Raw genomic sequence first — 12,947 nt, 5'->3', positions numbered from 1 at the left:
CGCCGCCGGCTCGGATGGGACAAGGGTCCGAGCCGGCGGATGGGTGCGGTGCGGGGGATCAGGCACCGCACAGTTGATCCGTCAGCCGAGACCGGCCTGCTTGAGCTGGCGGTTGATGCTGTCGGCGAGCTTGTCGAGCCCTTCGTCGACGCTGACCTCCTTGGCCACCATCTTCTGCAGCGAAGCGGCCCATTCCGTCGTCAGGTCGAAGAACAGCGGCTGCGCCGTGAAGTAGATCTTGGCGCCGGGCGACGACATGTCGTGCTGCTCGAGATAGCCGGGATAGGATTTCGCGATGCGGTCGCGAAATTCGCTGTCCTTCCACACCGATGCACGCACCGGATTGACGAAGTCCATCTTGCGCGCGCCGAACAGATCGTGCTCGACGGATGCCGCCCACTGCATGAACAGCCAGGCCGCCTCCTTCTGCTTGGAGAAGCTCGACATCGCGAGCGACCAGATCCAGACGTTCGGGGTCGGCGCCTTGGCGGCCGGATTGGCCGCGAACGGCGCATAGCCAAGATGCCCCTTCTCCTTGTTGTCGCCGCCGTTCATGAAGTAGCCGAGGATGTCGGCGTCGAAGATCATGCCCGAGGCGCCGGCGCCGAGATCGGTGCCGACCTGGTACCAAGTGTAGGTCGACCAGTTTTTCGGGCCCGAGGTCTGGATCATCTTGACCCATTTGTCGTGGAAATCCTTCGAGGCCTTGGTGTTCATCGCGGCCTTCAGCTTGCCGCCCTCCATCACGAAATCCTTCTGGCCGAAGTTCGAATAGGCAGACAGGAAACCGGGATGGATGGTCGCCCAGGAGCGCGAGCCGCGCACGCCGACGCCGTAGGGACCGCCGGCGTCCTTGGTGATCTTGGCCGCGACCTCCAGCATCTCGTCGAGGTTCTTCGGCGGCTTGACGCCGACCTTGTCGAAGACGTTGCGGTTGTAGGTGATGTTGTTGAGCTCATAGCCCCAGGGGATGCACCACTGCTTGGCCTTGCCCGTGCCGAGCTCGGAGCCGGCGACGCCGTCCCACGCGGTCGAGGCGCGCAGGCCCGGAAGCACGTCGTCCCAGGCGAAGGCCGGATTGGTCTTGGCGGGGTCCTTGATGTAGGTGTTGAGGTCTTCGATCCAGCCCGCCGGACCATAGGTCCAGGTCATGTAGGCGCCGGTCATGAAGGCATCGTACTGGTCCGACTTCGACGACAGCGCCGCCGTCACCTTGTCGAAATAGACGTCCTCCGGGAAGATGTCGTAGGTGACGTTCATGCCGGTGAGCGTCTTGAACGCCTCGATGTCGCCGATCATCGCGTCGACATAGGGGTGCTTGTTGAGCAGCAGCTTGACGCTCTTGCCGCTCTGGGCCTTCCAGTTGAAGTCGGCGGCCATCGCCTTCGACATGGAGGAGGCGAAAGCGGCGTTGGCGGCGATCCCCGCGATGCCGAGCTTGGCGGCGCCGTCCAGGAGATCGCGGCGGCTGATGCGTTTGGCAGCGTAGGAGTCGAACAGATTCTTCTCGCGATCGAACATGTATTTCCTCTCCTTGTTGACGCTTTGTTTTATGTGTCCTTCCGGGTCTTGCTTCTTGTCTTGCCGGATGTGGTCTCCGGCTTGTCGGTGGCGAGCGCCTTTGCGGTCGCTTCGTCGATGATGAGGCCGTGCAGAACGCCGCTGCGCAGCACGCCGCGCAGCGCGGTCACCTTGGCCGGCCCGCCGGCGATGGCGACGATCCGGTGCTTCCTGAGGTCGGGCATGCTCATGGAGGTAGCGCGGGCCGACAGATCGGTGTCCAGCACCGTTCCGTCGGCGCTGAAGAAATGCCCGAGCAGGTCCGCGCAGGCGCCGACACGCTTCAGCTCGACGACCTCGTCGGGCTTGATCATGCCGCTCGACACCAGGAAGCCGTCACGGCTGACCTGGCCGATGCCGACGAACAGCAGCGAGGCCTTGCGCGCCAGCGCGAAAACGTCGGCGATGCCGAATTGCTGCATCAGCACGGCGCGGTCGGCGACCGAATTGGCGAACACCGGCACCGGCAGCAGATAGGCTTCCGCGCCGGTGCGCTCGGCGAGCTTGTGAATCACATCGAACGGATTGGCGGCAAATTTCCGCGTCAGTCCGCCGAGCAGCGACACGAATTGCGCGTCGCGCGCCGGCGTCTGCGGCATCTGCTCCACGACCGCCGCGAGCGTGCGGCCATGGCCGAAGCCGATCACCTTGTCCTGGCCGCGCTCCAGGATCTGGCGCAGGAAGCTCGCGCCTTCCAGCGCCAGCGCCTTCAGCGGCAGATCGCCCTCGCCGAGATCAGGCGCGACGCGGCAGAACGAGAGGCCGAAGCGCTGCGCGAGATCGTTCTCGAGCGCGACGCATTCGGCGACCGGCCCCTCGACGAACACGCGGATCATGCCCTCGCGGCTGGCGCGTGCGATCAGGCGATGCGCCTTGGTGCTCTGGATGTTGAGGCGGTCGGCGACCTCGGACTGGGTGAGCCCCGCCGCGAAATACAACCACGCTGCGCGCGTCGCGAGCGACGCCTCGCCGTCGATCACCGGCAGCCTGTCGGGCGGGGGTGCCATATCAGGAAAAGTCCGCTTGCAAATTTCTTCACGTGCTGCAAAAAATTGCAGAGGCCGAACGGGGCGTCAATCCCCCAAACGTGCTGCAGCGCAACCAATGTCGTCGCGCGCGCACCCGAGAGCGATGAGGTCGCATGGGAGGTCTGTATCTCGGCATCGATGTCGGAACCGGCGGCGTGCGCGCTTGTGCAATCGATGCGCAGGCCGCCATCCGCGGCTTTGCGTCCGTCGCGCTGGCTGCACCGCGCGTCGACGGCAACGCCATCGACCAGACACCAGAGCTGTGGTGGCAGGCCGCGACGGCGGCCATCCGCAAGCTCGGCGAGACCGTCGCTCTCGGCGACGTCACGCGCATCGTCGTCGACGGTACGTCGGGCACGCTGCTGCTGGTCGACGCCGCCGGCCGCCCCTGCTCGCCCGGGCTGATGTACAATGATGCGCGCGCCACGCGTGAGGCGACGCGCGTCGCGACGGTCGCCCCGCGCGAGAGCGGCGCGCATGGCGCGAGCAGCGCGCTCGCCAAGCTGCTCTATCTGCAGAATGACGGCTATGTCGGCGATGCGCGCCACGCCGTTCACCAGGCGGACTGGATCGCCGGCCGGCTCGCGAACCATCATGGCATCAGCGACGAGAACAACGCGCTGAAGCTCGGCTACGACCCGGTCGCGCGCGCCTGGCCATCCTGGCTCGAACAGCTCGGCGTGCGCGACGATCTGCTCCCCGAAGTGCTGGTGCCGGGCACGCCATTTTCCGAGATGGATCCGCAGATCGCACGGTCGCTGGGACTGCCGCTCACGGCGCAGGTCTCCGCCGGCACCACCGATGGCGTTGCGGCCTTCATCGCGACGCGCGCCGACCAGCCGGGCGATGCCGTCACCTCGCTCGGCACCACGCTGGTGGTGAAGCAGCTTGCGACCCAGCCGATCTTCGCGGCCGACCAAGGCGTCTATTCGCACCGGCTCGGCGAGCGCTGGCTTGCCGGCGGCGCCTCGAACTCCGGCGGCGCCGCTTTGCTGGTGCATTTCACCGCCGCCGAGATGGAGCGGCTGACACCGCAGCTGACGCCGGACCAGCCGACCGGGCTCGACTACTATCCGCTGCCAAAACCCGGCGAACGCTTTCCGATCGCCGATCCAGCGTTGGCCGCGCGGGTCACGCCGCGTCCTGCGGAAGATTGCCGCTTCTTCCAGGGTCTGCTCGAGGGCATCGCCTCGGTGGAAGCCCTCGCCTACCGCCAGCTGGTGCGGCTCGGTGCGCCGCGCCTGCGCCGCGTCATCGCCATCGGCGGCGGCGCGAAGAACGACGCCTGGACCAGCATCCGGCACCGCGTTCTCGGCGTTCCCGTCTCGGTCGCCGAGCAGACCGAAGCAAGCTACGGCGCCGCGCTGCTCGCGCTGAACGGAGGCCCGTCATGAAGGCCGACGCGACCTCGATCGCCGGCCTTCACGCCATCGCCGACCGCTTCGATCATGTGCTGCTCGACCAGTGGGGCACGCTGCATGAGGGGCTGGCGGTGTTCCCCGCGGCGCTGGAGTGCGTGGCGCGGCTGCGCGAAGCCGGCAAACGGATCCTGATCCTGTCCAATTCCGGCAAGCGCGCCGGCAGCAACCAGCGGCGGCTCGCGACGCTCGGCCTGCCGCCCGATGCCTATGACGGCGTGTTGTCCTCGGGCGAGGTCACCTGGCGCGGCCTGCATGCGCGCGAGCAGGCTCCCTTTGCCGAGCTCGGACGGGCCTGCTTCCTGATCTCGCGCGACGGTGACCGCTCGATCGTCGACGGCACCGACCGTGTGGTGGTCTCGAACATGCGCGAGGCCGATTTCATCCTGCTCGGCGGTCTCGACGATGATGCGGCCGAGCCCGAGCGATGGCGTGAGCCGCTGGCAACCGCTGCCGCACGCCAACTGCCGATGCTGTGCGCCAATCCCGATCTCGTGATGTTCGGCGTCGCGGGCCTGATCCCCGCGCCGGGCGCGCTCGCCGCATTCTACCATTCGCTCGGCGGCACCGTGCTGTTCGTCGGCAAGCCGCATCCGCCGATGTTTGCCGCCGCGCGCGATCAATTGGGACGGCCGCCGCCGGATCGGATCCTCGTCATCGGCGACTCCCTCGATCACGATATCGCCGGTGGACGCACCGCCGGCATGCTGACCCTGCTGATCGGCTCCGGCGCCCACCGCGCGACGCTTGCGCAGGCGAGCGATCTGCCGCGAGCGATCCAGACCGTGGCCGGCACAGCGGCGCGGATGCCGCACTGGACGATGGACTATCTGACCTGGTGAGAGCAGCCCCGATGCGACCGCCTCAAATGCTGGATGAACTGCGCCGCATGTCGGCACGCGTCGGCAGGAATATCCTGCTGGTGCAAGGCGCCGGCGGCAATTCGTCGGTCAAGGATGGCGACGTGCTGTGGGTGAAGGCGTCGGGTACCTGGCTCGCCGATGCCGAGGACAAGGAGATTTTCGTGCCGGTCGCCTTGTCGGCCGCGCGCGCGGCGCTGCTGCATGGCGACGAACGCGTGCCGCTGGCGCCGAACGCCGGGACGACGCTGCGCGCCTCGATCGAGACCTCGCTGCATGCCCTGATGCCGCACCGGATCGTGCTGCACGTCCATTCCGTCAACACCATCGCATGGGCGGTGCGCACCGACGCCCGCGACGAATTTGCCCGGCGCCTGGACGGACTGGCCTGGCGTTACCTCGACTATCATCACCCGGGGCTGCCGCTCGCACGCGCCGTCAGCGACGCGATCGCCGATGATACGGTGGACGTCCTGATCCTCGGCAATCACGGCCTGGTGGTCGGTGCAGCCAGCTGCGACGCGGCGGAGGCATTGGTCGCCGACGTCGAGCAACGTCTCACCCTCGAGCAGCGCAGCGCGCCGGCGGCAGATCATGACGCGATCCGCACGATCTGCGCCGGCACCAATTATCGCCTGCCGCGGGATCCTCGCGGCCACGACATTGCCACCGACCGTTACAGCCGCGCGATCGCGACCAGCGGCTCGTTGTATCCTGATCACGTCGTCTTCCTCGGCCCGGGCCTGCCGGTCCTGGAACATCGCGAGAAGCTGAGCGCCATGATCGCGCAGACCACCGCGAACGGACTGCCGCCGCCGGTGGCGCTCCTCGTTCCCGACCTCGGCAGCCTTATCCGCGAGGATGCGAGCGACGGCGCGGAAGCCATGCTGAGCTGTCTCGCATTGGTCACCTGCCGCCTGCCCCTGACCGCACGGGTCAATTATCTGACCGCAGAGAACGAGCATGCGCTGCTGAATTGGGACGCCGAGCGCTATCGCCAGCAACTGACGGCCGATCGCTGATCGACAGAGACGTTCGTCGCTTCATCCCTTCTCGGCGGAAAGAAACAGGCGATAGGCCGGATTTTCGCTCTCGTTCCAGTAGGGATAGCCGAGCGCATCCAGCGCCTGAACGAACCGAGCGCGCTCGTGAGGCTTGACCTCGATCCCCGCCAGGATGCGTCCATAGTCGGCGCCGTGATTGCGATAGTGGAACAGCGAAATATTCCAGTCGGGCGCCAGGCTCTCGAGGAATTTCAGCAGCGCGCCCGGACGCTCCGGAAACTCGAAGCGGTAGATGACCTCGTCCTTGAGCAGCGGAGCGCGACCGCCCACCATGTAGCGCACATGGTCCTTGGCCATCTCGTTCTCGCTCAAATCGAGGATCGGATAGCCTTCGCGCCGAAGCAGCTCCATGACCTCCCGCTTCTCGGCCTCGCCGCGGCTCAGCGCGATGCCGACGAACAGTTGCGCCGGCGCGGTGGTCTCGGCAAAGCGGTAGTTGAATTCCGTGATCGCGCGCGAGCCGAGGATGCGGATGAAGTGCCGATAGCTGCCCGGCTTCTCCGGCACGGTCACGGCAAGCAGCGCCTCGCGATGTTCGCCGACCTCGGCGCGGTCGGCAATGGTGCGCAGCCGGTCGAAATTCAGATTGGCCCCGCTGTTGACGGCAATCAGGCTTCCGTCGCTGAGTGCGCCGCGCTCGGCGTAGGCCTTGAGGCCGGCGAGCGCCAATGCGCCGGACGGTTCGGCAACCGATCGCACGTCGTCGAAGATATCCTTGATGGCGGCGCACATGGCATCGGTGTCCACCGTGACGACCTCGTCGAGCAGGTCGCGGCAGAGCCGGAAGGTCTCGGTTCCAACCTTGCGAACGGCGACGCCGTCGGCGAACAGTCCGACCTGATCCAGCGCGACGACGTTGCCCTTGGCGAGCGCGGCCGCCATCGACGCGGCGTCCGCCGGCTCGACGCCGACGACCTTGATCGACGGGTTGAGGAATTTCACGAAGGCGGCCACGCCGGCCGCCAGTCCGCCTCCGCCGATCGGCACGAAGATCGCCTCGATCGGATCGGGATGCTGGCGCAGGATCTCCATCCCGACCGTTCCCTGGCCGGCGATCACATCGGGATCGTCGAACGGATGCACAAAGGTCAAGCCACGCGCAGCCTCGATCTCCCTGGCCTTGGTTTGCGCGTCGTCGAACGTATCGCCATGCAGGACAACGTCACCGCCCAAGCGCCGGACGGCCTCGACCTTGATAGCGGGCGTCGTCCTCGGCATCACGATCGTCGCCGGAATGCCGAGCTTGCGCGCCGACAGCGCCACGCCCTGCGCATGATTGCCGGCCGACGCGCAGATCACGCCCTGTCTTCGCTGCGCGTCCGGCAACCTGACGATCTTGTTGTAGGCGCCGCGAAGCTTGAACGAGAAGATCGGCTGGAAGTCTTCCCGCTTCAGCAACACGTTACGCGACAATCGCTCCGAAAGCCGCGGCATGGGATCGAGCGGCGTCTCGACCGCCACGTCGTAGACACGGGCGGTCAGGATGCTTTGGGCGTAGTCACGGAGTGCGTCGGCGGCAGCGGTCATCGGGTCGCTTCTGTCGATGGGGAGGCAATCGATATCGGTTGCACCTTACCATCGTCGGCGCCGACCCGGCGAGCGGACGGCACGGAGCCGCCGCTGCATCCAGTTCGAAGCATCGCATGAGGGGAGGCTGGCGTGAAGCAAAGACCGCCGCTGCCAAAATATCGAAAACAACCCCATGCACAGTAGCCGGCGGCGGCCAGACTCGACCGAGCCACTTGACACGTCGGGCAACTCAGGGGTACATTTCTAGTATTCCGAATATTGCCAAACGCCTCCAGCGCTGCGGCTGAATCCGTGGCTTAGCCAAAATACCGCCCTGCACTGACCGCTTCAGGCCATGGGACGGGCCGAATTCCACCCCCTGCCATGGTCACCGGGCGCTTCCCAGCCCGATTCGGAGACGATCAGCGTGTCCTCGAGCTTGATGTAGCCGCGCGTTGGATGCAGCAGCGCGGTCTCGATCGAGATCACCATCCCGCGTTCGAGCGGCCGATCAGCGTCATACGGCGAATAAGGCACCGGACCTGTCGCAGTCAGGCGCGGCGCTTCGTGGCTGACGAGCCCGATGCCGTGTGCGGTGAAGTCGAGCACGGCGCGATGCGGCGAGGCTTTGACGGCCGCCTCGCCCGCCGCGATGATGTCGCCACCCATGGCGCCCGGCCGGATCGCGCGCCGGGCCAACTGCTGGACGTCCTCGATTTCCTGCAGCAACTCGCGCAGCTCGCTGTCGGGTTCACCCACGATGCCCATGCGGCTGAGGTCACCGATGTAGCCCCGGTAGTTTCCGCCGGAATCGATCGAGATCACGTCGCCTTGCACGAGACGCTGGCTGGAAGGCGCGCGGTTATGGCTCTTGCCCGCGGCAATCAGGCAATATTCGAAGACGAGATCGCGCTCCTGCTCCTCGCGGCGCAGATGGGCGACGACGTCGTGCTTGGTCATGCCCGGTGCGCAGCCACTGAACGTGACCATCATCGCATCAACGACCCGTTCGGAAGCCTCTCTGATGAGGTCCAGTTCGGCGGGAGACTTTACGGCACGCAGACGTTCCAGCGTGAAATGGACCTCGCGGAACTCGACGTCGCCAAGGCCGGCATGCAGATGATCCCTGGCATCGGCCGGCAGGAAGCCTGCCTCGATGCCGATGCGCCTGGCCGAGCCAGCGAGCTTCCTCACATGATCGATGACGAGGCCGATCGCATCGATCGTTCCCCACGCCTCCGCCTTGACAATCGGCGTCCATATCCGTCCGAGCGCGTGCTCGAACTTTTCCATGCGGTTGCCGATGTAGGCGGAATTTTCCGGGTGTCCTTTCTGATAGACGAACACCGGCAGATAGCGGCTGGTGCCGATTGCCTCCATGACGTCGAAGAAGAAGAAGCGATATCCACCGAGCAGATACTGCACATTGTGACGCGAGGTGACGATCAGGACGTCGAGCCCCGCTTCATCCATCAGCCGATCGAGCTTTGCAGTATCGAACGGCGCCGCCGTTGCGATCGTGTCGAAAGCGTTGTCCATGGTATGACCTTTCGTCTTTCACTGTCCCGCGGCCGGTTTTGCGGCCAGCGATTTCGGTGCGGCGCTCGCGCTCGCGTTTTCGCCAAACAGAACCACCGGGCGCCCGTGCGGCTCGACGCCGAGGAACGTAAAGGCAAGGCCGATCAGGAGGCCCGCGCCGGCAAGAAAGCAGAACGCCGGCGTCACCGCCGCGGCGGTCGCACTTGGATGCACGAGATTGTCCGCGCCGGCGATCAATGCGAGACACAGGGGACCTACGATCTTGCCGATCCCGTTCGAGAGCTGGGCAAGGCCGACCGCGCGTCCCGACAGCTGAACCGGGAAGATTTCCGCCGGATAGGGTCCGATGTTCGAAAATCCGCCATCGAAGAACACGGCGCCGACGATCAGGAAGACCAGGAACAACGGTACCGAGCCGGCAAAGTCGTTGTGAAAATAGGCGGCGAGCGCCAGCGAAACCGCGGTGCCGTAGCCCATCAACTGACCACAGGGCTTGCGGCCGATCCGATGGGCGAGGAAGGCGAAGCCGGTCCGGCCGAGCACGCCGGCGAGGCTGACATAGATGAACATCTTGGCTGCATCCTGGGGAGAGACGCCAAGCAGCAGCGCCACGATCGTCGGCCCCCACAGGAACACACCGTAATTCGCCGTGCTGGCGCCGAACCAGATCAGGACGGTCAGCCAGAAGCGCCGCTGCTCGGCAAAGAGATCGGCAAATGTCGCCGGGCTCGCCGGCGGCAGCGTGGGCAGAACAAACTCATCGCCGCCGACCCGATAGAGTTTTCGGATGCTCGCCTGCGCCTCGCGGACGCGGCCCTTGCTGATGAGCCAGCGCGGCGATTCCGGCATCATGATCATGGTCAGAATCCCGAGGATGATCGGCAGGAAGCCGACCGCCGCCAATCCGCGCCAGCCGACCAGTGGCAGCAGGAAGCTCGCCGTCACCGACGCCGACAGCACGCCAAAGGCGACCGGGACGACCACGAGACTCGTGACCAGCGTGCGATGGCGGGTCGGCGCGAATTCGACGATAGCAGGAACCGCCGCCGCCGCGCCGGCGGCAAGGCCGAAGCCGACGAAGAAGCGCAGGATCGCAAACGCAACCCAGCCGTCTTCCGGAATGAACGCGATCGCACCCGAGGTCAGGCCGCAGAGCAGAACGCCTGATATCGCCAGCGGCTTGCGCCCGAAACGATCCGCGAGGACGCCCGCGACGAACGCCCCCAGCATCGCCCCGATGCCGGCGCTCATCAGCATGATCGAGGTCTGCCCAAACGTCAGGTGCCATTTCGGCGCCAGCACCGAGACCAAGAAGCCGACCACAAAGAAATCGAAGAAATCGACCACGCCGGTGACGGCGAAGATGATGATCGATAGCCAATAGCGCGTCGTTACCGGCGCTTCGTCGAACGGCACTGCGCTCGTTTGCTCCGCCATGGTCTCCCCCTGTTGTTGTCAAGCCGCCTTCTCGTTTGAATTCAGAAATGCCGTCACCGCCTCCGCCACCCGCTCGGGGGCCTGGATCGACGCGACATGGCCGACGCCTGCGATGGTCCTCGTCTCGACGCGCGCAAGATCGCGGGCGAGCGCAAATGTTTCGACATTCGGGATCAGCCGGTCGTCACTGCCCGCCAGCAAGAGCGTCGGGCGATCGAAGCCGGTCAGATCGGCGGCGACAGGCTGCGCAAGCAAGGCGGCGCGGCGCGCCTTCTGTCCCTCGTCGCGGCTCGAGCCACGGAAGATCTCGATCAGCTCGGGCCTCGTGCGCAGGTATGCCGGCGGAAAGAAGAATTCGGAAATCTTCGACGCATTGGCGATGGTATCCGCGCGCCAGGAAGCGAGCTTGCGGAACACATCCGCATTGACGTCGAGTGGACTTCTGTTGACCTTCCAGGTGCTGCTCAGGATCAGGCGGTCGATGCGATCGGGATGACGGGCCGCCAGCACCTGCGCGATCTGCCCACCCAGCGAGGTTCCGAAGACATGGGCACGATCGTAACCGAGCCCTCCGACCAAGGCCGCGGCGTCGTCGGCCAAATCGGCCAGCGAATAGGACGACGGAGGGTTTCGGGTGGCACCGGAGTCGCGCTGGTCATAGGCGATCACCGTGAAGTTCGCCGCAAGGACAGGCGCAAGGCCGTCGAACATTGCATGATCGGCCTCGCCGCCATGCAGCAGCACGATCGGCTCGCCGCGCCCGGTTTTCTCAAACGCCGTGACGACGCCGTTGGAATCGAACGATTGCATCGGGGTCCCCGCTAATGCAGCAGCGTTGAAAGCGCGCCGGCCAATTCCTTCGCCGGATCCGACGGCAGCCACGGCATTCGCCAGGCCACGTGTCCATCGGGGCGCACCAGCACGGCGCCGCGCATGCCCAGTTGGAATCCGTCCGCCGGATCGGCCGACGGCAACTGTTTCAGCGACAGCGGCAAGGCGGTCTTCTCCGACACCTGCTTCCCCGCCTCCAGCCACTCGCCGCCGAGCGGCCCCGTGACGACGGTGAACTGCTTGTCGAACCAGTCGAGCGTCGATTTCTTGCGCGAAGGTTCGAGCCACATATGCGGAAATCGCGCGCCGGGACGATCCGTCGGCGTGTAGTAGCGGGAGTTCAAGGCCTTCGCGACGGTGCCATCGGGGATCACCGCGCCCTCCTCGTAATTGTGGCCGAGGTTCTGCCCGATGCTGTGCAGGTGATTGTCCATGTCGTTGATCCAGAACCTGATCCGGTCCGGATCGCGCGATCGCACGGCGTCATCGGTCAGCCCGAATCTCAGCCGATTGCCATAGCTGAAATTGGCATTGGATTGCGCGATCGGACGTCGCTCGCTGGAATAGCTGTCGAGCAGCTTTTCGTCCGCAAAGCCCTTCAGCACGAAGGCCAGCTTCCACGCGAGGTTATGCGCGTCCTGAACGCCGGAGTTCAGGCCGAAGCCGCCGGTCGGCGGAAAGCGGTGTGCGCAGTCGCCGACCAGAAACACCCGGCCCTTTCGAAAGGTCTCGGCCACCTGCATGCTGACGCGCCAGATCGAGCGGTTCAAAAGCGTGACATCGAGATCGGGAATGCCGACATGGCCGCGCGCGATCTCGATGAACTCCTGGTCAGTCCAAGGCCGCTCGCGATCGTCCTTGGTCAGGCCGATTTGCGTCACGGTCAGCCAGCGATCCCGGCCATTGGTGTTCAGGATGCCGGCGCGCGGCAGGTCGGGCTTGTCCGGGACGATGATGAAGCCGGCTGCCTCGCGCGCGATCGGCAGCCGCGACAGATCGGCACGCCAATACTCGTTCGACATCACCGCAAGCGTCGAGGGCCCGACCATCTCGATCCCGGCGCTGCGCCGCGTCTGGCTGCCCGCGCCATCGGCGGCGATCAGGTAAGTCGCCATCCATCGCGTCACCTCGCCGGTCTTTTCGCAACGTGTCGTGACGTTGACGCCGCTGTTGGTCTCCTCGAACGATTCACAGGCCGTGTTGAACAGGACCGTGGCGTGTTTGGACTTTTCGACCACCCGCAGGATTTCCTCCTCGACGGCGTCCTGGGCGACCAGGCTCTTCCAGGCGGGGGTATGGCCGACATTCGGTTCGGGACGGGTGCGGCCGAACTCGTGGCCCGCGATGCTGTCGAGGAACACGAACATGTCGGAATTGTCCTGCAGACCGCGGTCGCGGATCGCTTGCTCGATCCCCCACTGCCGGAAGATCTCCATGGTACGGACCCAGCAGCCGCGCGACTTGGGATGATCCGTCGTCGTCGGGCTCTTCTCGACCACCACGCAGTCGATGCCGAAGCGATCGAGCAGCAGCGACATCGCAAGGCCGACCGGCCCGCCGCCAGCAATGAATACAGACGTCTGGCGTGCCTCATCGGTGGCGATGCCCATCCTCGTCTCTCCTCCGTTTGATCGTTGCGAGGAGACTGCGCCTTTTTTGGTATCTCACAAGAATATGTTTGATATGGTATCCATCTCGATT

Annotated in this window: 10 protein-coding genes; 3 read left to right on the top strand and 7 right to left on the bottom strand. The window is 65.5% G+C overall.

The annotated features are described in order from the left end of the window. Positions 1–81: 81 nt before the first annotated feature. The gene (locus tag J2R76_RS37600) at positions 82–1,521 is read right to left on the bottom strand and encodes an extracellular solute-binding protein (protein ID WP_057021038.1); all 1,440 of its coding nucleotides are present in this window, start codon (positions 1,519–1,521) and stop codon (positions 82–84) included. Positions 1,522–1,550: 29 nt separating this feature from the next. Continuing rightward, the gene (locus tag J2R76_RS37595; protein WP_076823802.1) at positions 1,551–2,567 is read right to left on the bottom strand and encodes a sugar-binding transcriptional regulator; all 1,017 of its coding nucleotides are present in this window, start codon (positions 2,565–2,567) and stop codon (positions 1,551–1,553) included. A 134-nt stretch (positions 2,568–2,701) separates the two neighbouring features. Here J2R76_RS37595 and J2R76_RS37590 point away from each other — a divergent pair, with 134 nt between their 5' ends. Genes J2R76_RS37590 through J2R76_RS37580 form a run of 3 tightly spaced genes read left to right on the top strand, consistent with a single transcriptional unit; the run spans position 2,702 to position 5,888 of the window. Then, on the top strand, positions 2,702–3,982 hold the full coding sequence (locus J2R76_RS37590) for an FGGY-family carbohydrate kinase (RefSeq protein WP_253625741.1): 1,281 nt from the start codon (positions 2,702–2,704) through the stop codon (positions 3,980–3,982). Continuing rightward, positions 3,979–4,848, top strand: coding sequence for a TIGR01459 family HAD-type hydrolase (locus J2R76_RS37585; RefSeq protein ID WP_253625740.1), 870 nt, complete (start codon positions 3,979–3,981; stop codon positions 4,846–4,848). The genes J2R76_RS37590 and J2R76_RS37585 overlap by 4 nt, the downstream gene beginning before the upstream one ends. 11 nt (positions 4,849–4,859) lie before the next feature. Continuing rightward, positions 4,860–5,888 carry a class II aldolase/adducin family protein gene (locus J2R76_RS37580; protein WP_253641276.1) on the top strand — a complete coding sequence of 343 codons (1,029 nt, stop codon included), beginning with the start codon at positions 4,860–4,862 and terminating at the stop codon, positions 5,886–5,888. 21 nt (positions 5,889–5,909) lie between these two features. Here the strand turns inward: J2R76_RS37580 and ilvA are convergent, their stop codons facing one another. The 5 genes from ilvA to J2R76_RS37555 all read right to left on the bottom strand — a co-directional run bounded on the left by ilvA (position 5,910) and on the right by J2R76_RS37555 (position 12,856). Further along, entirely contained in the window at positions 5,910–7,457 is a 1,548-nt protein-coding gene (gene ilvA / locus J2R76_RS37575) for a threonine ammonia-lyase, biosynthetic (RefSeq protein ID WP_057021042.1), read from the bottom strand. Positions 7,458–7,787: 330 nt separating this feature from the next. Continuing rightward, complete coding sequence (locus J2R76_RS37570; RefSeq protein WP_253625738.1) at positions 7,788–8,978, bottom strand: Xaa-Pro peptidase family protein; 1,191 nt, start codon at positions 8,976–8,978, stop codon at positions 7,788–7,790. 18 nt (positions 8,979–8,996) lie between these two features. After that, positions 8,997–10,415 carry an MFS transporter gene (locus tag J2R76_RS37565; protein ID WP_253625737.1) on the bottom strand — a complete coding sequence of 473 codons (1,419 nt, stop codon included), beginning with the start codon at positions 10,413–10,415 and terminating at the stop codon, positions 8,997–8,999. An 18-nt stretch (positions 10,416–10,433) separates the two neighbouring features. Continuing rightward, complete coding sequence (locus J2R76_RS37560) at positions 10,434–11,225, bottom strand: alpha/beta fold hydrolase (protein WP_253625736.1); 792 nt, start codon at positions 11,223–11,225, stop codon at positions 10,434–10,436. Positions 11,226–11,236: 11 nt separating this feature from the next. Next, the gene (locus J2R76_RS37555) at positions 11,237–12,856 is read right to left on the bottom strand and encodes an FAD-dependent monooxygenase (RefSeq protein ID WP_253625735.1); all 1,620 of its coding nucleotides are present in this window, start codon (positions 12,854–12,856) and stop codon (positions 11,237–11,239) included. Positions 12,857–12,947: the final 91 nt, after the last annotated feature.

It is taken from the genome of Bradyrhizobium sp. USDA 4532 (genome assembly GCF_024171315.1).
In the GTDB taxonomy this organism is placed as follows: domain Bacteria; phylum Pseudomonadota; class Alphaproteobacteria; order Rhizobiales; family Xanthobacteraceae; genus Bradyrhizobium; species Bradyrhizobium australafricanum.
Note: the sequence above shows the minus strand (reverse complement) of the source record. Positions and strands in the feature narration are given on the sequence as shown.